Source organism: Stenotrophomonas maltophilia, assembly GCF_006970445.1.
Lineage (GTDB): Bacteria > Pseudomonadota > Gammaproteobacteria > Xanthomonadales > Xanthomonadaceae > Stenotrophomonas > Stenotrophomonas maltophilia_AU.
Genome location: NZ_CP033877.1, coordinates 2451669 through 2477922 on the forward strand (window position 1 = coordinate 2451669; position 26254 = coordinate 2477922).

Genomic DNA, 26254 nt, shown 5'->3' on the forward strand with positions numbered 1-26254 from the left:
TTCAAGGGAAGGGTCAGTAACTGGTGCTGATGTTGAAATGCAGGCGCGGGTCGTCCTTGCGCGTGACCGGGCCATCGGCGTAGGGCCAGGCGTAGTCCAGGCGCAGTTGCAGGTGTTCGCCCAGGCGCAGCTGCGCGCCCAGGCCGACCGAGGCCAGGTTGTACTTGTCACGCTGTTCGGGCAGCGGCTGGCGCAGGCGCAGGTAGGCCGCGTCAGCAAAGCTGTAGACACGCAGGTCGGTGCCGCTCCACAGCGTCCACGCCGGGGTGCGCCACTCCAGGCTGGTCAGGCCGCCGTAGTCGCCGATCGCCTCGGCCGACAGGTAGCCACGCACGGTGTACATGCCACCGGCGGCGAACTGCTCGGCCGACACCAGGGGCGCATCGGTGACCTGCAGCGAGCCACGCGCATACCACTGCCAGTCATTGCTGAAGGTGTGGGTGTTGGCCACGTCGGCCTTGAACGCCACGAAGCTCGGGTCGGCCCAGTAGCGCTTCTGCCCGAATGCGGTGGCGTCGCTGCCGTAACCGAACAGGCGGCGGGTACCGGCCACCAGCTGGGTGTTGATGCTCAGCTGATCCTGCTCGCCCTGGCGCACGCCGACGAAGGCCAGGGTGATCGGCGCGTACTTCAACGGTGTCTTCAGGCTGTCCTTGCCCATCTGCGTGTTTTCCTCGGTGTCCTTGAAATCCACACCGAGGCTGAGCTGGCGCCACCACTGGCTGCTGCCGGCCAGGCGGTAGTTGAGCTTGAGGCCGATCGAATGGCCGTTGCCGATCACATTGGTACCGGTGCCGGTACCGACCTGGCCGCCTGCATTCAACACGCGGCTGTCGGACTTGTAGCCCGAGGCTTCCAGGCTCCACGGCGTGCCTTCGAACGGCATCGTGTACGAGGCCGAGAACACCTTGGCCTGCTTTGTATCTTCCGGCGCCAGGTACACACCGAGGGTGGCGCTGTGCCCGCGCTTCCACAGGTTGTCGTAGGCCAGCGATGCACTCAGGCGCAGCTTCTCGGTGTCGGCACTGTGGTCGTTGTTGAGCGCCACGCTGGCGCGCCACGGCGACTTCTCCTCGACCTGCAGGTCCACATCCATCGTGCCTGGCACCTGGCCTTCGCGCACCAGTGGCATCACCTGGCGACGCCCGCCTTCGTTCAGTGCGGTCAGTTCCTTCTGGGCCTGGTCGAAGTCAGGCACCTTGCCCTCGGCCAGCGCCGGTACACGTTCCCGGATGCGTTCAGGCGACTCGTGGCGGGTGCCGACCACGCGCAGCTGGCCGATCGGCGTCTGCTGCACCTTCAGCAGCACCACGCCGCCACTGACCTGCTGCTCGGGAAGCTCGACGTAGACCGACTGGTAGCCGGCCTGCTGGTAGAGCGCATGGACCGCATCGCGCGCCTTCTCGACATCGGCCAGGGTCCTGCCCGGGCCGAGGAACGGCTCCACCGCGCGTTCAATGTCCCGGGGATCGAGCACGGTGTTGCCGCGCACGATGTATTCATTGATGTTCACGCTGGGCGCAGGCGCTGCCTCCTGCGCGAACAGCGGCAGCGGCAGCGCTGCCAGGGCCAGCATCAATGGATGCAGGCGCAGCGGAAGGCGGACGGCTCGGCACGGAACAGGAGTCATCGAAGGCATCGCGTCGTATCGAAGGGAGTGGCCAGGGAGCGGCGCGTGGGTCTACCAACAGGACGTGTACGTCGCGTCAAAGCCGCCAACAGTTTTGTGACAGCCCTGTCATCTTTTGACAGCGCCACAACGCACGCAGGCGGACCCTGCCTTCGCCACACGTCTTCATTGAAGAACGTTGATTGCTGCGGGAGATTCGAGATGCGTGAATCGTTGATGGCGGGCCTGCGCGCTGCCCTCGCCCTTGCCCTGCTGCTGGCGTTGCCATTGGTTCGCGCCGACGAGGCGAAGAAGCAGGAAGACGCTGCGCCCTGCATCGAAGTGCAGGTCAATGGCGAGCGGATTCCGGCCTGGGACTGCCTGCAACGCAAACTGGCGCCGGCGACAAAACCGGCGAAGTCGCCGGCGCTCCCCGAAGCCGAACGCCTGATGCGGCAGCCCGGCAACCAGCTGATGCAGTACAATCTGGAAGGCACGCGACAACGGATGGGCGATGCCTTCGGGCGCTCGGTGGTGCCGCAGCGTCCGGCGCGCTGAGCCTGCACAGCTGCAGGGCCGAGCCCGCGCTCGGCTGTCTTTGCATTCATCGGCGATGCCACGACACGAAAGCCGCCGAGCGTAGGCTCGGCGCTACAGCGTGCCGCTCTGCCGAGCGGCCGGCACGATGCCATCGCTCGGTACCGGTGGCAGCTCGGGAACCGGCAGGCTGCGCGACTGCCCCGCCTGGTTCAGCTCCACCGCATTGGCGCTGATGCTGGCGAGAACCGTGCAGGGCCCCAACCGCTGGCCCGGCGCATAGGCTTCGGCAGGACGGCCATCCACCGAAAGCAGCGCCAGCGGCGCGTGGTCGCCGGCCATCACGCCGAGCACGACCACCTCGGTCTGCACCGCGCCGGGAGACAGCAACCGTACCAGCGGCAGGCTGGCCACCGCATCGAACAGGGGGCGTGCAGGTGCCTCCGCGTGCGTTTCGCTGGCCGCCGCCGTGGGCGCCACCGCAGACAGGGTCACGCCCCAATAGGCCACCACGGCCAGCAGCAGGGTTGCCGCCAGCAGCGTCAGTATGCGATTGCGATCCCAGCGTCTGCCATCCATGTTCCGCACCATCGCCACGTTCGTGTCTGCCCACGCTAGCAGCTGCCGCTGACGTTTTTGTTTCATCATGCAGGCCTACGCTGGCAGGCATCGACCCGGACAGGAGGCAACGTCGATGCAGCACGTGCCGCGTGGTTTCACCCTGCTGGAACTGATGGTGGTGCTGGTGATCATCGGCATCTGCACGGCGGGCATCGGCCTGGGCCTGGGCAGCCTGCTCGATCCCGCGCGCCAGCTGCGGCAGGAAGCTGAACGGCTGGCGCAGCGCCTGCAGGTGGCGCGCGACGAGGCGCGCATCGATGGCCGCCCCCTGCGCTGGCAGGCCGACGCCGCCGGCTACCGCTTCAGCCGCCGCGAGGGCACCCGCTGGGTGGACGTGCAGCGCGATGACCTGCTGCGTCCGCAGCCATGGCAACCGGCGGGCATCGCGGTGCAACCGACCACGCCGATTGAACTGAGCCCGGAGTGGATTGGCGTGGCGTGGGAGCTGAGTTTGTCGTTGCAGGGCCGTCAGCTGCGTCTTCGTGATGATGGCAGCGGACAGTTGCAGGTCGTGCAGTGAAGCGGAACATGCGCGGGTTCACCCTGATCGAAGTGCTGATCGCATTGGCGATCGTTTCGATTGCGCTGGCGGCGGTGATGCGTTCGGTGGCGGTGGCGACCGATGATCAGTCGCGCCTGCGCGACCGTCGGCTGGCACTGATGTGTGCGCAGGACCGCTGGCAGGAGCTGCGCCTGGCCGGGCAGCCGCCGCAGGATGCACGGCAGCGCTGCGTGCAGGGGCGCAGCAGTTTCCTGGTGCTGCAGCATATCGGCACAGGGAGTGACGGACGGCCGCAACTGGAGCTCAGCGTGGTTGCCGAAGATGCACCGCGGCAATCGCTGGCGCGGATGCAGCTGCCGTGGACGGCGGCGCAATGAAGCGTACCGCAGCAGGTTTCACCCTGATCGAGGTGATGATCGCGATCACCATCATGGGCGTGCTGGCGCTGATCTGCTGGCGTGCGCTGGACAGCGTGGCCAGCAGCGACCAGCGCCTGCGCCGGGCCGATGCCGAGACCACGACGGCGCTGCGCGTGCTGCAACAGTTCCAGCGTGATATCGAAATGCGCGCGGACGATGCGCTGATGAATGGCGCAGTACGCCCGGCGGATCAGCCTCAGCGCCTGCTACCCCCTTCACTGGTGAGCGAGCGCCACCCGGATGGAAGCTTCGCGCTGGAGATCACCCGCAGCTTGGGCAGCGACGGGTTGCGCTGGCAACGTGTTCGCTGGTGGCGACGGGGAAGCACGCTGTGGCGGGCCAGTGGCGCTGCGACGGATCGCTACCCTTTGCCCGCACCGGATCCGTCGAAGGGGATCGCGGTGGCGCAGGATGTGCAGCGATTCGATGTACGCGCCTGGCAGCCGGGCGCGGGGTGGGCGCTGTTGCCGAGCGAAGGCGAGGTCCTGCCGGCCACTGGGCTGGAACTGCGGCTGGGCCTGCGCGATGGGCGTGGGCCGTTGAGTTACCGGCGGGTGCTGGAGCTTTAGGGCGCTTTCCTGCAACGCATCCACGCATGGCGTGGATCTACTGCCGAGCCTGCCGCCGGGCGCTCTCCTGCACCCGGCGGCGCCGTGTCGGTGGTCCTCACCGCTGATGGCCGCTCCCTGCCCTCCGTGCCGTCCTGGCTGGGGCCCCTGCCGTTCCGTGGCGGCTGGCCCGATGCTGTCGGTTCCTGCGGGCGAACTGCATCCACGCATGGCGTGGATCTACTACCGGCCACGTTCGGCAACATTGCGTGCCGACCAAGGTCGGCACCTACCGGGATCATGCGATGTGTGCCGACCAAGGACGGCACCTACCGGAATCGTGCGATACCTAGCGGCGCTGCGTGCCCTCGTCGCGACTTGCCTGCGGGAACTGGAAGGCACTGTTGGCGTCATAACCACTGTTGGCGGTGTTGCCACGCGCCGGGGGGGTGATGCTGCTGGTGCCACTGCCGAAGCCGAGGATCTGCACGCTGATCACCGACGGCTGGTTGCGCCGTGCATCATCCTGGCTCTTGCGCATCACATCCTGTGCGGCCTGGCTGGCGCTGTTCGCCGCCGCACTGGCCGAGGCCAGCGCATTGACGTTGACCGTTGCCAGTACCGGCAGGCCCTTGCTCTCGCCCTGCACCTGGATGTTGGCCGCGTTCAGCACCTGCAGTGCGGCGAGGTTGATGTTGCCGGAGACACGGATACCCGCTTCGCCCGCGTCGATGGTGCCCAGCGGCGCGATCAGGTCGACGTCGCCCGGTCGTACTTCGGCAATGGGGTTCAACGTTGCGATGCCTGCACCACTGGCCGGGGCCTGCGGCGACAGGATCACATTGCCCCAGCCGTCATAGACGCGACGCGGTGGCGTGTACAACAAGGTGGTCTGCGAACCGCGACCGGCATTGATGTCGCCCTGCTCCGACCAGGCCAGGATGTCACCGCCGAACGTCGTCATCACCCGCGACAGGCCCAGCAGCACGCTGTCCTGGCTGAACAGCCGGATGTCACCCTGCCCCTGGGTCACCAGCCCCGCACTGGCCGGTGGCGCCACGCCCTGCACACCCACCACGATCTGTCCGCCCGGTGCCATCAGCTCGATGTTGCCGCCGGCTTCTGTACGCACGCCGGCGCCGCCATACATCAGGATATCGCCGGTGCGCTGGATCGTCGCACCCGTTGCATCCTTGTCCGGCATCAGCGTGGCGATGGCCTCGCGGCCACGCAGGTAAGAACCAACGCGTGGCCCATTCCGATCGTTGTACTCGCGGCCACCTTCGCGCAGTTCGGCGTAGTAGACCTGGCGCAGGAAGATCCGTTGCTGTTCGCTCGGCAACCGGTCGAACGCAGCCAGTGCCTCGGCGCCGTCGACGGCCAGGCCGAAGCGCTGCTGCAGCCACTGCTTCAACTCCTTGTCATAGATCTTCACCGCCTTGCCGGGCTGCGATGCCAGCGACTGCGCCGGATCGGCCAGGTTGGCTGGATCCATGTAGCGCGTGCGCAGTGCATCGAAGTCAATGCCCTGATTGCCGGCAGTCACTGCGATGCTGGCACCGGGACGGACATCGCCCTGGACGACGCCACCCAGGCTCACGATGCTTCCGGCCTCTTCCTGGCGCAGCTGCCGGCCCGCACTCACTTCAACGTTGCCGGGGCCGGCCACCGTCAGGTTGCTGCGGATGATGTCCCGGCCCGCCTCGATCCCGCTGATATCGGTACCGCTGGTGTTGAGCGCGGTGACGTTCGCATTGATCACGTCGCGACCAGCGCGCAGCTGTACGGCCGAGCCCGCTTCGTACCAGTCGAACAGTGTCCTGCTCTCCTCGCCGATGTTCCGCCTCAATTGCCGACGGCCGCCGCTGCCCAACCCGATGATGTCACCGGCAACGGCATAGAAGCGGCTGGGCGACGTGGGCCGGGACGTCAGCGCACCCGTGGTCGGGGTACTGGGGCCGAACGCGAACAAGGGCAGGATCGCCGACGGATCCGCTCCCTGCACCCCATCGTCGGAGAGATTGTGGCCGACCCGGGTCAGGCTGACGCCCCGCTGGGCCATGAACGCAGGATCAAACGGGCCAGGCAGGCGGGCGTCGCTACCGGAACGTGCAATGCCGGTGGCGTTGATCGCGGCATGGATAGAGCCTCCGGCCAGAACATCGAGCTGGCCGCTGGCCGAAGGCGCAAGCAGGATCACATCGCCTGTAGTCGCCCCCGGTCCGAGACCTCGAAGCGAGGCGCTGATGATGTCACCACTGGCTGCCACCGCGCTGAACCTGGACGGATACAGCCAGTAATTGATGCTGGCGGGAACGGATTGCTCGCGCAGCGCGATGCCTTCAGCGAACATGTTGCTACCGGTTGCATGCAGAGTTCCGGCCAGGCTGGGTGCGAGATTTCCGCCTACCGAGAACAGATCCAGTGCCGTGCCTCGGGTCCAGAGCGAGAACCACGTCGTGCCAGCTGCATGCTGGCCATCGCCCAGAACCACGTCGTTGTAGTTGGCCGTCGGTACACGCCCTGCATCTGCGGCGCCACCGAGAACAATGTCACCACGGGCCTGCAGCCGGGCAGTGGAATCACCCAGAATGAGCAGGGGCCCCGCCATCGCCACCGGGGCGTCCGCCACGAACGGATCCATCAGGCCCAGCGTTCCGTAGCTGCTCTGTATCGTGCTGAGGCCACCGATGCGTGCCGCCTGCAGCAGGGTGCTGCCGCGCAGGTTGGTCACCGCGCCATTGAGATCCAGATCCTGCAGGAAACTCTCCGGCTGCTGCGCGCTGGCGCGCAGGCCAGGATTCAACGCACCGCCACTTCGCAGGGTCAGGTCGCCGCCACCGGTCAGATGGAGCTCACCATTGCTGACGCGCCCGGTCGACCCGACCGCAGCAACAATCGCGCTGGAATGAGGCGCGGTCAACAGACCCAGGGCATTGCCCATCGGGTCGAGCACGCCCGCGTGGCGGCCCGCTTCCAGTGACAGATTGCCGCCTCCCAGCGTGCCGAAGCCGGTGAACCCGACCATGCGGGGAGCTGCGTCCGCTTCGGCGCCCACGGTGCTGTACGTGCCGAAGTTGATCCACCAGCTCGTCGGTGTTGCCTGGACGCCTTCGGTGGTGCCCGAACCCTGCCGCCACAACCAGCCGCCCACGGCTGCGCTTGAATGCCCGGCCTGGTCGCGCTGCGCCGTACCGGATTCGGACCGGGCGGTCCAGGCGTCGCCGATGATGTCGCGCCCGGCTTCAACCCTGACATCGCCGCCATGGTCGGGATACCACGCACGGTAACTGGCCAACGCCGCATCATAGTTGCCCGACACCTGATTCTTTCCCAACAGCGAGGTCTGCCAGGGCGCAGCCGCACGCGCCGTGTTGAACTGCGCATCGCGGCCATCACCCAGTGCCGTCGGCGCACCTGCGGTGTACACACCGAAGCCGGACTTCATGCGCACGTCCTGCGCGGCCAGCAGCGTCAGGTCTCCCTTGCCGGTTCGCAGCACGCTCCAGGCGGGAGCGCCCAGGCGCTTGCCGTAGGTGGTCACCTCGGTCAGCGTGCCACCGCCATAGCAGTAGCCCATTGCCGCGCAGATCTCTTCCTCCGACATGCCCATCTCGGCGCCCAGTTCCGTAGCCGGGCGGCCGACCCAGGATTCATCGCCCCACCATGCCAGCGAGCCTTCCTTGTCGACCAGGCGCGGGGCGGGGCCGCAGTATGGTCCGGAGTCACAGACTTCGTTCTCGGTCAAACCCAGCTCCCTGGCCAGCTCGACCACGGGCTTCCCTACCCACGATTCGTCACCCCACAGATTCAGCGAGCCGTCCAGGGTGATCACGCGATCCCCCTTCCATTCCGTCGTCGTGGTGACCGTCCCGATGGTGCTGTAGTGGCTGTCGGCCAGCACGATGCTGCCGTCGCTGCCCCAACGGCGGGTCCGCGGATCGGCAGCCGCGGTATCCGCACCGGCCACCGCGGTCAGATCCCACGAGGTGGTGCCATCGGGCAGCATCGCCGCCAGCGCCCAGTTGCGCCCCTGGCGCCCGCTGGCATCGGCAGGACGCAGTTTCACCGGCGCATCGCCGGCCAGCTCCACCTTGGTCATCGACGGGATGATCGCGCCGGCGTGCAGGTCCAGTGCGCCTGACAGCTTCATCGCCATCGGCAGCGCGACGCCGGCCGGCCACACCTGTGCGGCCACCGGCGCCGGCGTGCGCAGCCGGAAGCCGGCGCCCAGGCGCGCACCCGCCTGCAACGACAATGCCTGGGCCAGCACGGTTCCAGCCGCAACCACCTCGCCACCCGCCGTCGTTACTGCTGCGCCCAGCACGGTGCCGGCCGGCAGCAGCAACGGTCCCGACAGCCGCATCTCCGCAGGCAGCACGGTTCCGGCCGGCAGGGTCACGGCGTCGAAGGGCAGTGCATAGTTCAGCGTGGCGCCGGCGCGGAACTCGGTGCCGCGCTGCAACTGCACACCCTCACCGGGCACGATCAGGTCGCCGCCGAACGCGGTGTTTGGCGTACCGCTACTGCGCCCTTCCAGCAGCACCCAGCCGTCCTCATCGGGATTGGCCGGCGGCGGCGCGAAGCCGTCGTTGATGCTGCCGTAGACATTGATATCACCCTCGGCACGCAGCACCAGCGTGGCCGACTCACCGAACCCGCGCCGTACCGGATCGGTCCGGTTCGACTGCGGGCCGTAGCGGTAGCCGGACAGATCGATATCGCCGGCCACGACCAGATCGCCACGCGGGTTGTCGCTGCTGGTCCGCGCCACGATCTGCACGCCGGGGCGAAGGCGGTAGCTGCCCAGGGCAGCAGTGCGCTGCTGCAATCCTGCATTGGCCAGCGCCGCGTTCATCCATTGGCTGTTGTCCGGGTCCACCACCGTATCCAGCCACTGCTGGTTGATCACCTGCGGACGATGGCCATGCACGTCCGGAGCGCTGGCCAGCGGCGCCGAATCATAGCTGCGGAAGGCGTTGACCTGGAGGTCGCCGGCACCGGCGATGCGGAGTCCGCTGGCCACGTCGATCGCGGCGTCGTTGCTGCCCACGCGTGGCACGTTGAGCTTGACGCTGCCGCGTGCGCGGCCATCGTTCTGGCCCGGACTGCTACCCGCAGCCACCGACGTGCCGGCGCGCAGGTCCATCGAAGCGGACGCACCCAGCTGCAGGCTGCCATTGGCCGAGGTCAGTTCGATCATAGCCCGGTTCGGGCTGTCGATGATCTTGCCGTAGCTGTCCACGCGCAGTCCGCCTCCATGCGCATCCAGCACCCCGTCCACGCGCAGCAGATCGCGGGCGGAGAGACGGATGCTGCCGACCTGCTCACCACTGGCGTCGATACGGCCGTTTACCTGCAGGCTGCCGCCATCGACGCTGATATCAACGTTGCGTGCCTTCACTTCATCGCCGATCACCAGGTCGCCTTCGCTCAACTGGAAGGTCCGGCCACCGGTAATGCCACCGGCGGTAAGCCGTGTATTCAGCCCGGAGAAGTCCTGCAGCTGGCGTGCGCGCACCACCAGTTCGCCACCGTCGTAGGGTACTTCGGTGCCGCCGGCGTCGTAGCGGCCACTGGCACCGCCAAGCAGCGCTCCCGCCAGATCCACGCGGCCGCCCTGCTGGCCCAACGCAGAGACCGTCAAGCGACCGCCGCGGTTGTTGCGGGCGGATAGATCGATGCGCGACGCCGCGTCGGCAACGATGTCACCTTCACGGCTCGACAGCACCACGTCACCGCCCCAACTGTACTTGTCCACGTCGAACAGGCTGACCTTGCGCCCCGCCATGTCCAGCACCGCATTGCTGCCGAGCATCACGCCCTGGCGTGCGTTGGCCTCGAACCTGCCGGACGCCAACGCCACCCTGCTGTCGATCACAACGCGTTCGGCCGTGATGGACAACTCCGCACCCAACGCATCGCTACCCGAAGTTGCCGCAGCACCGCGCACCTGGACCGCACCACCATTGCGGATTGCCAGCTGCGCACCCGCGTTACCCGTAAGCAGCGGGGTGACGATATCCAGTGCGCCGCCGCTGAACTGCCAGCCGCTGCCTGCCACGTAATCGCCCTGCCGCTGGAAGACATCCAGGCTGCCCTTGCCGGAGAACAACATGCGATCCGACGCTGCCAGGGTAACGCCGGCGAAGCCGAGCACCTGCCGATCCGCGGCCACCGACGAACTGGGCCGGGTGAAGGGCGCACGCCCCAGCTCCAGCACCCGCGTATTGATTTCCAGCTGCCCTTGGCCAAGCCGACCCACCATTGCCTCGCCGGCTGGCTGGGCCTGCTCACCGCCGGGCAATGTGGTGCCGGCCAGCGTACCGTCCCAGACCAGCGTATCGGCGAAGATGCGCGCGTGGTCGGCCGCAGTGCCGTAACCATGAATGGCAGGGGCGCCCAGCACCAGGCTGCGCAGGCTGCTGCGGCCGGTCGCACCGTCACGCGTATCCAGGTCGACGCTGCCGAACACATTGATGGCATCGCGCGCGGTCAGGCTCAGCGCCTCCAGCGCCGGCGCGCCGGTGGCAGTGTTTCCACGCAGCAATCGCTGCAGGACCTCCTGGTTCATGGTCATGCCCGCCGGCAGGCCGCCGGCTGCCGCTGCCGCCGCAATGGCCTCGGCGCTGCCGAGATTGAGTGCCGACATGCCCAGGCCGAGCTGGCGCGTGCCGTAGCTCACCGAGTCACCAATGTTCAAGGCGCCGTCGGTGACCACATTGATGCTGCCCGCCGACAGCAGCCGGGTCTGCCCGTCACAGCTCGATTCGCAGCCACCGATGTCGATCGCCACCGGACCGGCGGCGACTCCACCCTGTGCGCTGAGCGCCGTGAGGCGCTGATTGGACACGGCAAGCAGACCGCCTGAGACCAGGTAGGGTGCAGTGGACTGCCCCACGCGCGACGGATCGGCCTGGGACAGGGTATTGATCGAAGCGCCCTGCTCCACCAGGATGCCCTTGCCCCCGAATGCAGCCGACAACAACACTTCCTGCGCCGAAAGGCTGACACCGTTGCGCAACACGACATGCTGTGCCGTGCCTTCCACCGAGTAGGTGGTCGCATCACGCCGCAGCGCGCCGCCGATCAGCAAGGTCGACGGCCGGAATGCGTTGAGCGCACTGTCGAAAACGGTAGCGCCGCGCCCGCTCGCCGCCGCACTGCCCTCCGCGACAATTTCCAGCATCGCGTCTTTCGACGAACGCAGGTTGACCGAGAGCGTGCCGCCGCGTCCGTCGCTGCTGCCCGCATTGAAGCGGGACAGACCGTGGAACGTCACTGCCGGCGCGCCGGTACGCCCTGCGCCTTCGCCGAGTGCCAGGCTGAGACTCCCGGCATCGGTCGGTCGCCAGCGCAACGCTTCGCCTCGCCGTTCGGCCACGCCCTGCACGAACGTGCTGTAGGACGTTTCGTTGTAGCTGGCATGGCGGCGCACCGCCTCCGCTGGTGTCAGCACCAGATCGGTGAGCAGCGGCGACACTGCCCCGCCCAGGCTTTGCGCCTGGTGCCCGCTGACACGCCAGGAGCCTGTGCTTGTCGCCACCGGCTGCGTGTTGCCGCGCGCACTCTCGGCGCCGATCTCAACGCGGAATGCCCCCTTCTGCAGGGCGTAGTTGGCGGGCAGCAGCGTGTACGTTCCGGCCGGCAGACCCGGTACTCCGCCAGGGATGACGATCTGCTGGCCGATCCGGGGGTCGGCACTGCCATCAGCGGTCGCCAGCGGCGCCTGCGTGTCGGTCCGCCCCGGCACGATCGCATAGACCGCACTGCCGGCACGGCTGAAGCCATAGCGCGGGTTCGCATCCACCAGCGCATGCCGCAGGATGTCGACCGAGCCACCACGCCCGGCCACGAACGCGGCGCCGGACAGCTCGCCCCCGCCGGACACATCCACGACGCTGCCAGCGGCGCCGTTGAGCGCGCTGGCCACGATGTCCACACCAATCGGAATATTGACCGATCCAGGGCCCAGAACGTCGAAGTCGGCCCCGTCACGACGCCACGCCACACCATCCACCGTGCCACCGAACGGCAGCGCCAGGCCGGCGCCACTGATGGAGGTCACGCTGCCCGCAAGCAGCTCGACGCGCGCGGCGCGACTGGAGTTGATCTCAGTACCGCCCAGCTGCACCCGGCCCCACGGTGCCTGCACGTTGCCGCCCTGCACTACCGTGGCGGCGGTCAGCGCCAGGCTGCCGAACGCCGAGTCCGGCGCCGGTTGCGCGCCACCGCCGACACCGTGGATGCGCAGTACCGCCTCTGGATTGGCCCAGCCCGGCAAGCCCGAAGGACCGGCATCCGGAACGCCGGCCACGATGCGCCCCTGCGCCCGTGCTGCGGGATACAGGCGGGCTGCGCTGATATCGATCGACCCCGGTGCGGCGAACCTGGATTCCTGCAGACTGCTGGCCACCGGAGCCAGCATCCGGATGTCGCCGCTGCTCTGCAGGTTGACATGGTCGAAGCTCGCCAACCAGGTGACATCGCGCAGGTCGATCAGGTCTGCGGTCACATCGAACCGATGCTGCTTCCCTGCATCGAGCGACGCCTCCACCGGTCGCAGCGTGCCTTCCCCGGCCGGCTGCCACCAGCGCCCCTGCGCAAGGCGGACGTAGGGCGCACTCAGCAGCAGGCGGCTGCCCTCCTTGTTGCCCTCTGCAAAGCCCAGGGCACGTTCATTCAGGCCATGGATGCGCAGGCTCTGGTCCATGCGCAGATTGACATCGCCCTGTGCCCGTATATCGCCGAACAGCGAAAGATGGTCGAAGCCACCGGCCTTGATCTGCGCCACGGACAGCGCGGCATGACCGTACTCCAGGCGTTCGGGCAGAGGCTCGCCCGCAGGCGTGTCCTGGGTGAGCGAGATCGCCCGCGGTGCCAGCACTTCCTTGCCGTTTGCCGTTCTGCCGTAGGTGCCGCCACCGAAGGCAACCCCCAGGGTGCCTCCGCGTGCACCATCACCGCCTGCCGATGCATCGAGCGCTCCCTGGAGGTACAGCGCGTTGGCTGCACGCAGCACGATGCTGCCGCCATCACTGTCCACCCGGGTACGGCCGCTGCCTTCGACATCAAGCAAGGCCGAGGCACCGGAAGCCTCCAGCCGCGCCCCGCGCTCGATGACCACAAAGGTATCCGGTGGCAGGTGACGGACGTTGTCCTGGTCTTCCCAGTCCAGTGCACCACCAATCTCGATGGTTCCACCCTTGCGCACCTGGCCGCGCAGCATCTGCCGCGCATCGCCCATCGAAACCGCATCGCCACTGACATCCAGCAGCGCACCCTCGGCGATCGTCCAGCGACGCTCGCGGCGTTGATCGCCGCGCACACCGGTCGGGTCGAATGCCTCGTCGAGGCGGATGCGCCCGCCCGCTGCCTGCAGGTGCCCAGCCACGGTCATGTCACCCGAACCGAACAGCTCGATGGTCTGACCGGGATCAACCCTGATCTCAGCCCCGGTGCCGACGCGCAGATCGGCCGCAGACAACAGATGTCCCGCGCGTAGCACCAGGCTGGCGCCACCGCGTTGGGATACGCGCCCGTTGCCTGGATCGGCCATGTACAGCGGCTGTGTCCAGGCCTCCAGTGCCTGCTCCCGCGCCAGCGCGTTCTGTGCGCCCAGTGCCAGGCGAACGCCCTGCCGTTCCACGTGCAGCTGGGTGCCATCATCAACCGTCAAACCGGTGTGGCTGCCAATGTCATAGCGGGCAAACCCGCTCTTGAACAGGGGGGCCTGCAATCTCAGCACATCCTCTACAGTGGCTGCGGAATCGCCGATGGCCACCTTGCCACCTGTTGCCAGGGTGAAGGTGCCACTGCCATTGCCGAGCGCGCTGACCTGCACGCCATTACCCATGTGGAGCCGGCCGCTGCCGTCCGTGGCAACATCGGTACTGGCCGCCTGCAGGCTGACACTGCCTCCCTTTCCGACGCGTCCCTTGCCATCAGTATCGATCGCACCACCGGCATCCACCGAGAGAAGGGCGCCATCGCCCAGGGTGATGTCATGGCTGCCAACGAAGCGCACCTGCCCGCCATCGATCCACGCCTTCGTTGCCAGCGCATCGGTGGAGAGCAGTGCGTTGCTCCAGCCGCCGGCGAGATCGATGCGGGCACCCGCAGCAACATCTACGCCCGCGCGGCCGCCGGAAAGCAGCGCCGTCGGCCGGCCGAGCACCGGAAACAGGTTGCCCGCCTCCACCTGGCCGCCGGCGATCCGCACCATGCCGCCAAAACTGACCTGGCTACCGGTGAGCGCAAGCTGCCCACCCTCCTGCAGCGTGAGCGTTCCGTCCAGCGCAATGTGCCCGGCCGAGGCAAGGTCCAGGCGCCCCCACCGCTGTCCGCTCAGTACGTCGCTGTCCAGCCACACGCTGTTGCGTCTTGTCGCCTCGATCGGCGCCTGCAACGACCATGGCGTGCTATCGGCCTGGATCCCGCCGATGCGCACCTGCGAGTCGAACACCCCGTTGCGACCGGTGCTGTCGAAGCGGCCGAGCCAGAGTTGTGCGTTGCGCGCCGCCGCCGTCTGCGACTGCGAGTACCCCTCCTGTCCCTGGTCCGGCCGCGACGTCTGCAACTGGCCCTGGAAGGTAACCGTCTCCACCTGGCCCTGCAGGACGGCCGTGGGCGCCGAGATCAGCAGGCGGCCAGCATCGCGTCCCACGGTATAGCCATTGTCGAAACGCTGGGCGGGTGCCACCAGTGGATTGCGGAACGATTCGGTTACCCCCCATCGCTCCTGCTTCACTTCATAGCCCTGGTACAGGCCGTCGTACAACATCTCGGCCGGAGCATCATCAAGCCGGTACAGCTGCCCGTCGCGCCCACGCAGCCAACTCTGCTGGACCACGCCGGACTGTACGTCCAGGCTGCCGCCGGCCAGATTGATGCGGGACCCGGCATGGCTGACCACTTCCTGGCCGGCCAGCTGCACGGTGCCGCCCAGTGCCGCCCACTCACCGATTGAATGCCCCTGGTTGTCCAGGTAACCGCCCACTTCAAGCAGGCCGCCGCCGGCATACCAGCGTGTGCGGTCATAGCCGCCGGTGCCGGCTGCAACCTCGGTCAGCTGGCGGCGGTCAATCCACACTTCGCTGCTGAGCAGCTTGCCACTGTCACGATTGTCCGGCGAATCACGCAGTTCATTGCCCTGCACCTTCACCTTGACGTTGTTGCTTTCCATTGCCACCTGCACGCCTACCGCACCGGATACGTCCACCCGGGCGCCGTCGTCCAGGTAACTGCGCCTGGCCGCATCGGACACCACCTGGCCGCCGGTCGCCACCGCCAGCGAGCCCGCCTGGAAATTCACGTCGCCGCCGGAAACGATCTCGATGCGCGACTGCTCGCGCCTGTCCTGCAGGCGTGAGAGGTTGTCGAAGGTGCCGCTGTTGCTGGACCCGCGAAGCTTGTCCTGCTCCCCGGATTCCTTGACGAGCGCGTCGCGCTGGGTATCCAGCGCGGTGGCCTTGCCATCGTCTTCGATCAGCACCGCAGTGGCGGACCCGGCCTGCAGGGTCACGCTGCCCTTGCTGTCGGAGGCCGAGTTCAGCAGATGCACGGTGCCGCGCTGGTTCAACGTCGTGGTGGCCACGGCCACGCCGGCCTGTTCGACGGTGCGGCCGGCCAGCGTGACATCGCCTTCGCGCGCCTGGATCAGGCCGCTGTTGCGCACACGGCCGGCCGTGCTGCCGCTGGCGAAGCGTGGGGCAATCTCATTGCCGCGGGTGGTGGACGCGGTGTTCTGCGCGGTGCCCACGCCGCGACGGATCACGAAACTGTCACCGGCCGCCAGCTGGGTCTGTCCCTTGCGGGTTTCAATCTGGCCGGCGTTTTCCACGCTGTGGCCAGCCAGCAGCACATAGCCACCGCCGCGGGTGGCCGTGGTCGGTTCGTGCGTGGTGATGCGCGCACCGCGCTCGACCATGACCTTGCCGACCGCATCGGTCAGCGCAGACGTATTGGCATCGGCGCTGTACAGGCCATTCTCGCGGAACTGCGTGTCACTGATCCGCGCTGCTGCCGCGACAAGATTGCGGACGTTGACCTGGCTGTTGTTGCCGAACACCACACCGTTGCGGTTGGCAACGAACACCGTGCCATTGGCCTTCAGCTGGCCCAGGATGTGGCTGGGCCTGGCAGCGGGATCATTGACCCGGTTCAACACGGCCCAGTCGGCGTTCTGCAGGAAATTCAGCGTGGTGTTGCCACCGACGTTGAAGGTTTCCCAGTTCAGGATCGCCTGGTCGGCGGTCTGCTCGATGTTGACCAGCACCCGCCCATCGGCAGCCTGCGACTGGATCGCCTCGCGCGCGTTGATCCAGCCGCGGGTCAGCGGATTCTCGTCGACCTTCAGTCCATCCTTGCCGAGGCCGTCGGCCACCACAAAGCCTGCGTCACGTCTCGCCTGCCGTGCCTGCTCCTGCAGGCGCTGCTGCAGGGCGATCGCCTGTGCGGCCGTGCCCAGGTTGTCGATCGACTGCTGCAGCTTCTGCCGCGCCGCATCCTGCTGCTGCGCGGGCAGCTGGAACTGGATCGGCACGCCGTTGGGCATGCGCCCGCTCTGCGCCGCCGCGCCCTGCGCAGCGCCACGCTCGGCGAACCAGCCCGGGCTGAATGCCTGCTGCGCCTGGCTGGCCGGTGCAACCACGGTGCCCAGGGCCAGGGCAACGGCCCAGGCCATCGGGTGGCTGCGCCACGGGATGGCAGAGAAGCGGGCGGTGGGCGAATGCGGGTGCGACATCGGGGACCTCGTCAACCTGATGGGCCGCGTCAGCGGCGGCGAGTACGGATGGGCCTGCGCGATGCACGCCCTGCACCTGATAGACGGTGGTGGCGGCGTGAAGGCGACACGCCGATCGCCGTCAGGCAAGGCGAAAACGCAGAAAGCGCCGGCATTGCTGCCGGCGCCTTTTCACATTCCAGACGATCGCCGAAGCGAACGCAGTTACAGCGGACGGCCGATACCCGAGCAGGTGCTCGGATTGTTCACCGCACCGGCGTTGGTGGCGGTGGCGAAGCGGGCACGGACGGCATCACGCCAGGCCTTGGTCAGCGGGATGAACTTGTGCGCGCGGATCGCGACGTCGTTCGGGCCCTGCTCCACACCGTTGACCACGGTGCTGCCGTAGTGGCGGGTCAGGAAGCCGCGGACGTTGGCGCCGACGGTGGCGTTCTTGTAGCACTGGCCGAACACGAAGTTGGTGTAACCCGCGATCGGGTAGCCCGCGCTCGGGTTGCCGAACACCGGCACCCAGTTGGCGGGGTTCTCAGCAGCAGCGCCGGTCGGCGGAGCAGCGGTTTCCAGGGTCGCCTGCACGCTCACTTCATCCGGCGAGAAGCCCTTGACCTTGGCGACCTTGGTGGCATCGGTCAGGCTCGGGATCACGTCCGGACCAACGTAGCCGACGCGGCCGTCAGTAGCGTAGACCGCGTTGTACAGCGCGGTGCCGCCGGTGGCCGGGGCAGCGATGAAGTTCGACGGCACGGTGGTGAACAGGTTGGCGAAGGTCGACTGCACCGAGAACGCCGGCACGCCGTTGGTCAGCTTCAGGGTGGTGCCGGAGACGTCGGCCGGCTGGCAGGCGGTGGTCAGGAAGCGGGCCAGCAGTTCGCTGGTGCCGCTGCTTTCGCCACGGTAGACCACCTGGATGCTGCCGCTGCGGGCGCTGTCGATGCTCGACCAGTCGGTGATCTTGCCCGAGAAGATGCCGCAGATCTGGGTGACCGACAGGTCGATCGCCGAGCCGGCCTTGTTGAACGGAATCGTGACCGAGGTGGCGACCGACGGGATCTGCACCAGGGCGCCATAGCGGTTGGTGTCGCCGGCCACGTTGTAGGTGCTGTTGTAGGTGCTCAGCTCGGTGCTGCTCAGCACCGAATCGCTACCGGCGAAGTGCACGGTACCGGTGGTGGAGAACAGCGCCGAGTTGTTTTCCAGGAAGGCCTTCTTGCCCGTGCCCGAACCGGTCACGGCGTAGCTGAAGTTGGCCGGCAGGATGCTGTCGGCCTGGCCCTTGTAGAGGTCGGCCGGCAGCGAGGCGCCGCCACCGGTGACAGCGGTCTGCGCCGAAGCGGCACCGGCGGTGGCGAGCAGCGCGGTGGCAACCAGCGCGGCCAGGGTCTTGTACTTGTTCATGATCTTCTCCTGAAGGGTTTACTGCGAAGGGAAACGCCAAGGGAGGAACGGTCACTACACGCCTGCTGCCGCCGAGGGCCTCCCAGCCCACTCTGCGGCGACGTGTCCATGCTGGTCCGCGCCGATGACAGGCCGCTTAAGAAACCTGTGGAAGATCGAAAAAAGGTCTGGAGGATTGTGTGGAGAAATCCAGGTGTCAGTAGATCCACGCCCTGCGTGGATGCGCCGCATAGCGCGCGCGTTGGGTCAGCCATCCACGCATGGCGTGGATCTACTGCACCAGCTGGTTCATTTCCATGATCGGCATCAGCACGGCCAGCACGATCGTCAGCACCACGCCGCCCATCACCAGGATCATGGTCGGTTCCAGCAGCGCAGTGAGCGCCATCGCGCGACGCTCGATCTCGCGCGAGATGGTCTGTGCGGCGCGATCCAGCAGCGGCGCCAGCGAACCGGTCTTCTCACCACTGGCCACCAGATGCACCAGGATCGGCGGATACACCTTCTGCACCTTCAGCGCAGAGCCAAGCGCGGCACCTTCGCGTACGCGCGCCGACACATCATCTGCACAACGCGCCAGCAACGCGTTGCCCAGGGTCTGCCGCGCGGCCTCCAGTGCGCGTAGCAGCGGTACGCCGGCATCCAGCAGGATCGCCAGTGTCGAGGCGAAGCGCGCACTGTTCACACCCAGCACGAAACGCCCGACCATCGGCAGCCGCAGCAGCATCGCATCCCAGCGCAGGCGCAGCTCGGGCTTGCGCAGGGCCAACCGCCAGGCCACCACCAGCGCAGCGATGCCCAGCCCCATCCACATGCCCCAGCTGCGCACGAACGCGCTGGCGGCCAGCATCACCTGCGTTAGCATCGGCAGCGTCTGCCGCGCCTGCACGAACGCGGTCACCACCTGCGGCACCACGTAGCTGAGCAGGAAGATCACGATCGCCACCGATACCAGGCTGATCGCCGCTGGATAGATGAAGGCGGTCAGCACCTTGGCCTGCAGCGCATTGCGTTCTTCAATGTAGTCGGCCAGGCGCTCCATCACCCGTGCCAGATCGCCGGAGTCTTCGCCTGCTCCCACCAGCGCCCGATAGATGGGCGGGAAATCGCGTGGCCGCGCTGCCAGCGCCACGGTCAGGCGCTGGCCGGCACGCACGTCGGCGCGTACTGCGGTGAGCGCCTGGGCCACGTGCGGGCGTTCGGCCTGTTCGATCACCGCACTCAATGCGCCTTCCAACGGCAGGCTGGCCGCCAACAGGCTGGCCAGCTGGCGCGTAGCCCAGGCCAGCTCGCTGGCAGACAGCCGGCGAGCGCCCCAGCCACTGCCGGCACTGCGCGCAGCGCTCACCTGCACAGGGGTCAGCCCGCGCCCGCGCAGCAGCTGGCGAGCACCGCGCGGGCTGTCGGCATCCAACTGGCCCTTCTCGATGCGGCCCTGCGCGTTGGCAGCCTGGTAGTCGAACAGTGCCATGCAGGCCTCAATCGTCGCCGGTGACGCGCAGGATCTCTTCCAGCGTGGTCACCCCGCTGTCGACCCAGCGCTGGCCATCCTGCCGCAAGGTCCGCATGCCAGCACGCCGGGCCGCCTCGCGCAGCGCGGGCTCGCCCTGCCCTTCATGGATCAACGCGCGCACGCGGTCGTCCACTACAAACAGTTCATGGATGCCGGTTCGCCCCCGATAGCCACTGTTGGCGCAGGCTGCGCAGCCCACCGCGCGCCACACGGTACGGCCGTCGCCATCCACCTCGGCGCGCCGGCATTGCGTGCACAGCCGCCGCACCAGCCGCTGCGCCAGCACGCCGCGCAGCGACGAGGCCAGCAGGAACGGCTCCACGCCCATGTCGGCCAGGCGGGTCACCGCCGAGATCGCGTCGTTGGTGTGCAGGGAGGCCAGCACGCCATGGCCGGTCAGCGACGACTGCACCGCAATCTGTGCGGTTTCCAGGTCGCGGATCTCGCCGATCATGATGGTGTCCGGGTCCTGGCGCAGGATCGCACGCAGCGCGGTACCAAAGCTCATGCCGATGCGCGCGTTGACCTGGATCTGGCCGATGCCGGCGAAGTCGTACTCCACCGGGTCTTCCACGGTGAGGATGTTGCTGGTGCTGCTGTCGAGCTGGCCCAGTGCGGCGTACAGCGACGTGGTCTTGCCGCTGCCGGTCGGCCCGGTGACCAGCACGATGCCATGCGGCTGCCGGATCAATCCGGTGAACGTGGCCAGGGTGTCGTCGGCCATGCCGAGGCGCTGCAGCTGCAGGCGACCGGCATCCTTTTCCAGCAGGCGCAGCACAGCACGCTCGCCATGCCCGGTCGGCACCGTGGAGACACGGATATCCAGCGGCCGCCCGCCCACGCGGATCGCGATGCGCCCGTCCTGCGGCAGGCGCTTCTCGGCAATGTCCAGGTGGGCCATGATCTTGATGCGTGATACCAGCGCCGCATGCAGTGCGCGCCGTGGCTGCACCATGTCGCGCAGGGTGCCGTCCACGCGGTAGCGCACCACCGAATGGGTCTCGAACGGTTCGATATGCAGATCGCTGGCGCCATCGCGTGCAGCCTGTGCCAGCAGTGCATTGATCATGCGGATCACCGGCGCATCGTCCTGTGCATCCAGCAGATCGGTGACCTCCGGCATATCCTGCATCAGCCGGTCCAGATCGACTTCGCTTTCGGCGGCACCCACTACGGCAGCGGCATCGCCGCCGTCACGATACTGCTCACCCAGCCGCTGCTGCCAGGTCGCCGCATCCAGGGCCTGGAACGGCAGCGGACCATGCCGGCGGCGCAGTTCGGCCACGGCCCACGCCGCGGTTTCGGCGGTGCCCAGCAACACGGGCTCGCCGCCCGCCTCGGACAGCATCACGCCATGGCTGCGCACCCAGGCGTACGGCAGCGGCGCGGCAGCGCTCACGGCCCGATCACCAGTTCCGGCGTGTAGCCGAGTCCGCGCAACTGCTGCAGCGCCGGGTCCAGCGTCGCCGGGTCGCGCGGCAATCGCACCCGCAGGCGTTGCCCGCTCTCACCCGGCGTCGCTTCGGCATAGGCCTGCAGGCCCAGTGCCCGCACCTGCGCCACGCCCTGGCTGGCACGCGCCGGGTCCAGTCCCTGCGCGAACTGCACCAGCTGCGCATCGCCCTCGCCGGACGGGTACAGCGCCGCCAGGCTGGTGTTCTGCAACGGCTGACCCTGGCCATCGCGCGCATTGCCCTGGCCGAGCACCGACAGGTCCTGCGGTGGCAGCTGCGGCGCCGACAGCGCGGGCAATGCCCAGCTCTGTACCGGCTGCGCGCCGGCCTGCGCGTTGCGCATGTAGTCGTAGCGGTCGCGGGTCAGGCGCTGGCCGGCGGCGGGGTCGCGCACCACGTGCGGGCGCAGGAACACCATCAGGTTGGTCTTGGTGCGCTTGCGCGTATCACTGCGGAACAAGGCGCCCAGCACCGGGATCTTTCCCAGCCCCGGCACCGCATCACGGCCATGGCTGACGCTGTCTTCCAGTAGGCCACCCAGCACCATGATCTGGCCATCGTCCAGCAGCACGCTGGTATCCAGCGCACGCTTGTTGGTGATGATGCCGGCCGTGCTGTTCGCGCTCTGCGCGTCGATGCTGCTGACTTCCTGGTAGATGTCCAGCTTCACCGTGCCGCCCTCGGAAATCTGCGGGCGCACCCGCAGCTTCAAGCCGACGTCCTCGCGCACGATGGTCTGGAACGGGTTGTTGCTGCCACCGCCACCGTCGGTCACGTAGCGGCCGCTGACGAACGGCACGGTCTGACCGACCATGATGCTGGCCGCTTCGTTGTCCAGCGTCATCAGGTTCGGCGTGGACAGGATGTTGGCGCCGCCCTTGCTCTGCAGCGCGTTGGCCAGCGCTTTCATGTTGAGGATCTGGCCGACACCTGGCAGGTTGATGGTGCCGTCGATCACGCCGATCTTCAGGCCATCCTTGGGCAGCACGTCCAGCGTGGTGCGCGCGGTGGTGCTCAGCCCACTGCCGCCGGTGGCGCCGCCAAAGTGGGTGCCGCCAAAGGTACGGCCATTGCCCAGCATCCATTGCACGCCCAGCTCGGCCGCGTCGGTCTGGTTGACCTCCACGATCAGGCTTTCCACCAGCACCTGCGCACGGCGCTGGTCGAGCTGGTCGATCACACGCCGCAGGTTGCGGTACACCGGTTCCGGCGCCGAGATCAGCAGCGTGTTGGTGGCCACGTCCGCCTGCACCGAGATGCCGTTCTGGCTGAAGCCGGTGCTTCCCGCATCGATCGGGTCACGCCGGCTCGGGTCCAGACGCTGCGATTCCAGCGCATTGCCCCCGGTCTTGGCCTGCTGCGGCTGCGACGGCTGCGTGGGCGCGGAACGGTTGGCGTCGCCGGGCAATGGTGTGATGCCTTCATTGCTGCCCATCGCCGCTGCATCGCTCTGACCCGCCACCACGCCTCGCAGCACTCCGGCCAGCTGGTTGGCCTGGGCATTGCGCAGGTAGACCACATGCAGGTTGCCGGACTCGTCCTGCGCGCGGTCCAGCTTCTCCACCAGCTGCCGCGCCAGGCGGGTGCGCCCGGGGCTGCTCGACCGCAGCAGCACGCTGTTGCTGCGCGGGTCGGCCATCACCACCACCTTCTGGGTGGGCTCGGCGCCCTGGGCATCAAGCAGCGGCGCGACCATCGCCGCAACGTCAACGGCGATGCCCTGCTGCAGCTTCACCACATCGGTGTCCATGCCGGCCGGAGTATCGACGCTGGCAATCACCCGCGCGATGCGCTCCAGGTTGTCGGCATAATCGGTGATCACCAGGGTGTTGTTGCCCGGATTGGCAGTGATCGGATTGTCCGGGCTGATCATCGGCCGCAGCACTGCCACCATGGCGGCCGCGTTCTCGTAGCGCAGCGCGAAGGTGCGCGTGGCGACCTCGCCCCCCGCACCGCCGCTGCCGACGCGGCCACCGAGCAGCTTGGCATCGGCCTGCGGCACCACCCGGCTGACGCCGCCGTTCTCGACCACGGCGAAGCCACGCATGCGCAGCGCACCCAGCAGCAACTGGTAGGCCTGCGTACGGCTCACCGGGCCATCGGAAACCACCGTCATCTTGCCGGTCACACGCGGGTCGACCAGGAACTGGCGCCCGGTGAAGCGCGCGGCCATGCGCAGCACGCCACCGATATCGGTGTCGACCAGGTTCAATTGCACCGGCTCATCGCGGGCGTCCTGCGCCAGCAGCGGCGCCGGTGCGTGGGCGATGCACACGATCAGCGCCAGTACGGTACTGCAGGCAAGGCTGCGCATCGCCCTCATGGATGGGCACCCACATTGAGCGCCATCACGATGTTTCCGGAAATCCGTGCCGCCGGCATGTTCGCATCCCCTGTGCGTGTCAGTTGCAGCTGCTGCAGCTCGATGGCCGGATCGGCCAGCACGGGCAGCAGCCAGTTCCACAGCGCGTCGGCGGGCACTGCCTGCACCTGCAGGTGCCAACGCCCGTCGCGCGCTTCGATATGCAGGCCGTCGGCAAGGCCGGCGGTCTTGATTCCATCGCGCAGCCCGGCCAGTGTCGGCTGCTGGCCCTGCGCCTGCTGCTGGCGCTCGCGGGCGCGTAGCAGCGGTGCCAGTGCGCGCGACTGCGCCTGTAACCGAGGCAGCTCGGCCTGCCAATGCGTGCGCTGCTTCAGCAGGGGCTCCAGCCACAACGACCACAGACCCGCCACCAGCAGCGCCACCACCATCACCCACAGCATCAGCCGGTCGCGCGGTGGCAGGCGTTGCCAGCGTTGCTGCACGCCTGCCAGTCCCTCGCCCAGTCGCAAGGTTCGGGTGGTCACTGTCCAGCTCCGTTCACCCGCAGGCGTCCACCGGCTTCGCGCGCCAGCTGCAGGCCCTGCGCCTGCACTGCCTGCTGCCAACGCTCAAGCCGCTGTGGATCATCTGCCAATGCCTGGGCATCGGCATCCAGCTCCATGTCCAGTTGGCCCGGTTGGTAATGCAGGCTGCGCACCTGCCCGGCCAGCTCCGGGACCGCCTGCAGCGTGCTGGCAACCTGACGCTGCAGCGGCGGCAATGGTGGCGCTGGCGGTGGCACTGCAAGTGCTCGCCTCGCCTGCAACACCGGGTCCACCACATCGGTGACCTCCGGGAAGCGTGCGCTGAACTGGCGTGCCATGTCCTGCTGCAGCGCTTCACCCTCGATCCGCCAACGCGAGACCTGCAGCTGCAGGCCGAGTGCAGCCAGCAGCACTGCCGCCAGTGCCAGGCCGATCGCCAGCCGCGGCGCCTGCCGGCCTGCGCCGGGCAGCGGCAATGACCAACCCGGCAGGGGGCCACAGGCCTGCCTTTCATGGGTGACGGCGGTAGCCGGCAGGCTGTCCGGCCACGTCGGCGGCACACTATCGATCCACTGCACGGCCTGCACGCCGGCCTGTTGCAGGCGCACGGCCAGCGCCTGCATCACCGCACAGGCGTCACGTCCGCCATACCATTGAACAAAACCCCGATCGCGCCCGCTGCGTACCAGCAGATGCTCGCCGCTGACCTGCAGCGTGGCCTGGCCGTCATGCCACGGCAGCAGCAGTGGCGTCGGATACAGCGCCTGCAGCTGCAGCGCACACGAGCCCAGCAGTTGCTGCGCCTGCGCGATGGCCTGCTGGCCGAGCCAGGCCACCGGAACCGTGCCGTCTGTCGCCTGCGCACCGTGGGCCAGCGCCACCTCCTGCAGGTCATCCAGTAGCATCGCCTCCACCTCACCCTGCAGCGCCGACTGCAGGCGGCGCCCGGACAACGGCGGCAGCTGCAGTTCCACCAGGATCAGGTCGTTCGGATCGAGGCAGGCATGCACCGCGGCCTGCGGATGCCGCAGGCCTAGTGCCGCCAGCGTGTCGCGGCCGTGCGCCAGCACCTCGCCCTTGTGCAGCTGCGCCCAGTCCACCGCGCTGTCGGCGCGCAGGTGCTCCAGCGTCGGCAGGCGCACCCGAAGCTGCACGCTCATGCGCCGATCCTCGTCCATACGCGCTGCACACGCACGCCATCGTCGCGGTACTCGCGCCAGAGCAGCGCGCGAAAATCAACCGCGCTGCCGTCAGCCTGCACCTGGCCGACGGCCAGGAACCACTCGCTATGGATACCCAGGGGAAGCACGGCCATCTGTTCGTTGCTCAGTTGGAGTCGGTTGGCGATGTCGCCGCGATTGAGCAGCCAATGGCCAGCGTCGCGCTCACCGAGCAAGGCCTGCAGCCGTGCCGGCTCGACCGCCGGCGTCACCGCCTGCAGAACGCTCAGGTCGCTGGTGTTGGCGTTGACCAGAGTCTGCGCCGGCAGCACCACGGTGCGTCGCGCCAGTGCCTGCAACGCCACCGGGTCGGCACCGGGCAGTGCCTGTTCGATCAATGATTCACGCGGCAGCGGCGCCTGCGCCTGGATGTCGCCGTCGCGCAGGCGCGCCTGGATGTGGTCCACCGCGGATGCGCAGGCGCCCTGGCCCAGCCCCTGCCCGGCACACAACGCGATGAACGCGCGCCGCGCCTCGGGGTCCGGCCTGCCATGTGCCAGCAGGTTGCGAAGGTTGAACATCGACTGCGCATCGACCAGCTGCACCTGCACCGGTAGCGGCGCTTGCAGTTCCAACGGGCGCGCCCAGCGCCCGCTGCCTACCGTGGTCAGCTGTTCCTTTACATCCTCACGCAGCTGCTGCGCCGCACGCTCCAGCGTGGCGTCCACCGCCATGCGCACCTGCGCACGCAACTGGTCGCCGCGCAGCGCACGCAGCTGCGCTGACTGCCGGGTCAGCAGCGCGGTGGCAATCACGGCCACCAACGCCACCACCAGCAGGGCGACGATCACCGCCATGCCACGCTGGCGGATGCACGAGACCGAACGCGTCCGGGCTGCCATCA

The 26254-nt window shown here is 68.0% G+C and carries 14 protein-coding genes; 4 read left to right on the forward strand and 10 right to left on the reverse strand.

Annotated features, from left to right (window positions below):
* Nucleotides 1-13: 13 nt before the first annotated feature.
* Complete coding sequence (locus tag EGM71_RS11330) at nucleotides 14-1630, reverse strand: ShlB/FhaC/HecB family hemolysin secretion/activation protein (RefSeq protein WP_188485008.1); 1617 nt, start codon at nucleotides 1628-1630, stop codon at nucleotides 14-16.
* Between the two features lie 201 nt (nucleotides 1631-1831).
* On the opposite strand from EGM71_RS11330, the gene EGM71_RS11335 reads away from it, so the two are divergent.
* A complete protein-coding gene (locus tag EGM71_RS11335; protein ID WP_188485009.1) occupies nucleotides 1832-2167 on the forward strand; it encodes a hypothetical protein in 336 nt (111 codons plus the stop codon).
* 93 nt (nucleotides 2168-2260) lie between these two features.
* On the opposite strand, the gene EGM71_RS11340 is transcribed toward EGM71_RS11335, so the two are convergent.
* Complete coding sequence (locus EGM71_RS11340; RefSeq protein ID WP_188485010.1) at nucleotides 2261-2737, reverse strand: general secretion pathway protein; 477 nt, start codon at nucleotides 2735-2737, stop codon at nucleotides 2261-2263.
* Between the two features lie 103 nt (nucleotides 2738-2840).
* On the opposite strand from EGM71_RS11340, the gene gspH reads away from it, so the two are divergent.
* From gspH to EGM71_RS11355, 3 genes are read left to right on the forward strand one after another with little or no spacing between them, the layout of a single operon-like run.
* Nucleotides 2841-3287, forward strand: coding sequence for a type II secretion system minor pseudopilin GspH (gene gspH / locus EGM71_RS11345; RefSeq protein WP_188485011.1), 447 nt, complete (start codon nucleotides 2841-2843; stop codon nucleotides 3285-3287).
* Between the two features lie 8 nt (nucleotides 3288-3295).
* On the forward strand, nucleotides 3296-3646 hold the full coding sequence (gene gspI, locus EGM71_RS11350) for a type II secretion system minor pseudopilin GspI (RefSeq protein WP_223224448.1): 351 nt from the start codon (nucleotides 3296-3298) through the stop codon (nucleotides 3644-3646).
* Nucleotides 3643-4257 carry a PulJ/GspJ family protein gene (locus EGM71_RS11355; RefSeq protein WP_188485013.1) on the forward strand — a complete coding sequence of 205 codons (615 nt, stop codon included), beginning with the start codon at nucleotides 3643-3645 and terminating at the stop codon, nucleotides 4255-4257. The genes gspI and EGM71_RS11355 overlap by 4 nt, the downstream gene beginning before the upstream one ends.
* A gap of 328 nt (nucleotides 4258-4585) precedes the next feature.
* On the opposite strand, the gene EGM71_RS11360 is transcribed toward EGM71_RS11355, so the two are convergent.
* The 8 genes from EGM71_RS11360 to gspK all read right to left on the reverse strand — a co-directional run bounded on the left by EGM71_RS11360 (nucleotide 4586) and on the right by gspK (nucleotide 26252).
* Nucleotides 4586-16981 carry a filamentous haemagglutinin family protein gene (locus EGM71_RS11360; protein WP_188485014.1) on the reverse strand — a complete coding sequence of 4132 codons (12396 nt, stop codon included), beginning with the start codon at nucleotides 16979-16981 and terminating at the stop codon, nucleotides 4586-4588.
* 204 nt (nucleotides 16982-17185) lie between these two features.
* Complete coding sequence (locus EGM71_RS11365; RefSeq protein WP_188485015.1) at nucleotides 17186-18376, reverse strand: substrate-binding domain-containing protein; 1191 nt, start codon at nucleotides 18374-18376, stop codon at nucleotides 17186-17188.
* Between the two features lie 271 nt (nucleotides 18377-18647).
* Entirely contained in the window at nucleotides 18648-19847 is a 1200-nt protein-coding gene (gene gspF, locus EGM71_RS11370; protein WP_188485016.1) for a type II secretion system inner membrane protein GspF, read from the reverse strand.
* A gap of 7 nt (nucleotides 19848-19854) precedes the next feature.
* Nucleotides 19855-21288 carry a type II secretion system ATPase GspE gene (gspE, locus tag EGM71_RS11375; protein WP_094000725.1) on the reverse strand — a complete coding sequence of 478 codons (1434 nt, stop codon included), beginning with the start codon at nucleotides 21286-21288 and terminating at the stop codon, nucleotides 19855-19857.
* Nucleotides 21285-23666: a type II secretion system secretin GspD gene (gene gspD, locus EGM71_RS11380; RefSeq protein WP_188485017.1), complete on the reverse strand. Its 2382-nt coding sequence runs from the start codon at nucleotides 23664-23666 to the stop codon at nucleotides 21285-21287. Before gspD ends, gspE begins: the two co-directional genes overlap by 4 nt.
* A complete protein-coding gene (gene gspM / locus EGM71_RS11385) occupies nucleotides 23663-24190 on the reverse strand; it encodes a type II secretion system protein GspM (RefSeq protein WP_188485018.1) in 528 nt (175 codons plus the stop codon). Before gspM ends, gspD begins: the two co-directional genes overlap by 4 nt.
* A complete protein-coding gene (gene gspL, locus EGM71_RS11390) occupies nucleotides 24187-25350 on the reverse strand; it encodes a type II secretion system protein GspL (RefSeq protein WP_188485019.1) in 1164 nt (387 codons plus the stop codon). Before gspL ends, gspM begins: the two co-directional genes overlap by 4 nt.
* Nucleotides 25347-26252, reverse strand: coding sequence for a type II secretion system minor pseudopilin GspK (gene gspK, locus EGM71_RS11395; protein ID WP_188485020.1), 906 nt, complete (start codon nucleotides 26250-26252; stop codon nucleotides 25347-25349). Before gspK ends, gspL begins: the two co-directional genes overlap by 4 nt.
* Nucleotides 26253-26254 lie beyond the last annotated feature (2 nt).

Coding starts and splice junctions, on each gene's coding strand:
- EGM71_RS11365 (WP_188485015.1), bottom strand. CDS start 18,376: ATGAACAAGTACAAGACCCTGGCCGCGCTGGTTGCCACCGCGCTGCTC.
- EGM71_RS11330 (WP_188485008.1), bottom strand. CDS start 1,630: ATGACTCCTGTTCCGTGCCGAGCCGTCCGCCTTCCGCTGCGCCTGCAT.
- gspH (WP_188485011.1), top strand. CDS start 2,841: ATGCAGCACGTGCCGCGTGGTTTCACCCTGCTGGAACTGATGGTGGTG.
- gspK (WP_188485020.1), bottom strand. CDS start 26,252: ATGGCAGCCCGGACGCGTTCGGTCTCGTGCATCCGCCAGCGTGGCATG.
- EGM71_RS11340 (WP_188485010.1), bottom strand. CDS start 2,737: ATGGTGCGGAACATGGATGGCAGACGCTGGGATCGCAATCGCATACTG.
- EGM71_RS11335 (WP_188485009.1), top strand. CDS start 1,832: ATGCGTGAATCGTTGATGGCGGGCCTGCGCGCTGCCCTCGCCCTTGCC.
- EGM71_RS11355 (WP_188485013.1), top strand. CDS start 3,643: ATGAAGCGTACCGCAGCAGGTTTCACCCTGATCGAGGTGATGATCGCG.
- EGM71_RS11360 (WP_188485014.1), bottom strand. CDS start 16,981: ATGTCGCACCCGCATTCGCCCACCGCCCGCTTCTCTGCCATCCCGTGG.
- gspL (WP_188485019.1), bottom strand. CDS start 25,350: ATGAGCGTGCAGCTTCGGGTGCGCCTGCCGACGCTGGAGCACCTGCGC.
- gspF (WP_188485016.1), bottom strand. CDS start 19,847: ATGGCACTGTTCGACTACCAGGCTGCCAACGCGCAGGGCCGCATCGAG.
- gspI (WP_223224448.1), top strand. CDS start 3,296: ATGCGCGGGTTCACCCTGATCGAAGTGCTGATCGCATTGGCGATCGTT.
- gspD (WP_188485017.1), bottom strand. CDS start 23,666: ATGAGGGCGATGCGCAGCCTTGCCTGCAGTACCGTACTGGCGCTGATC.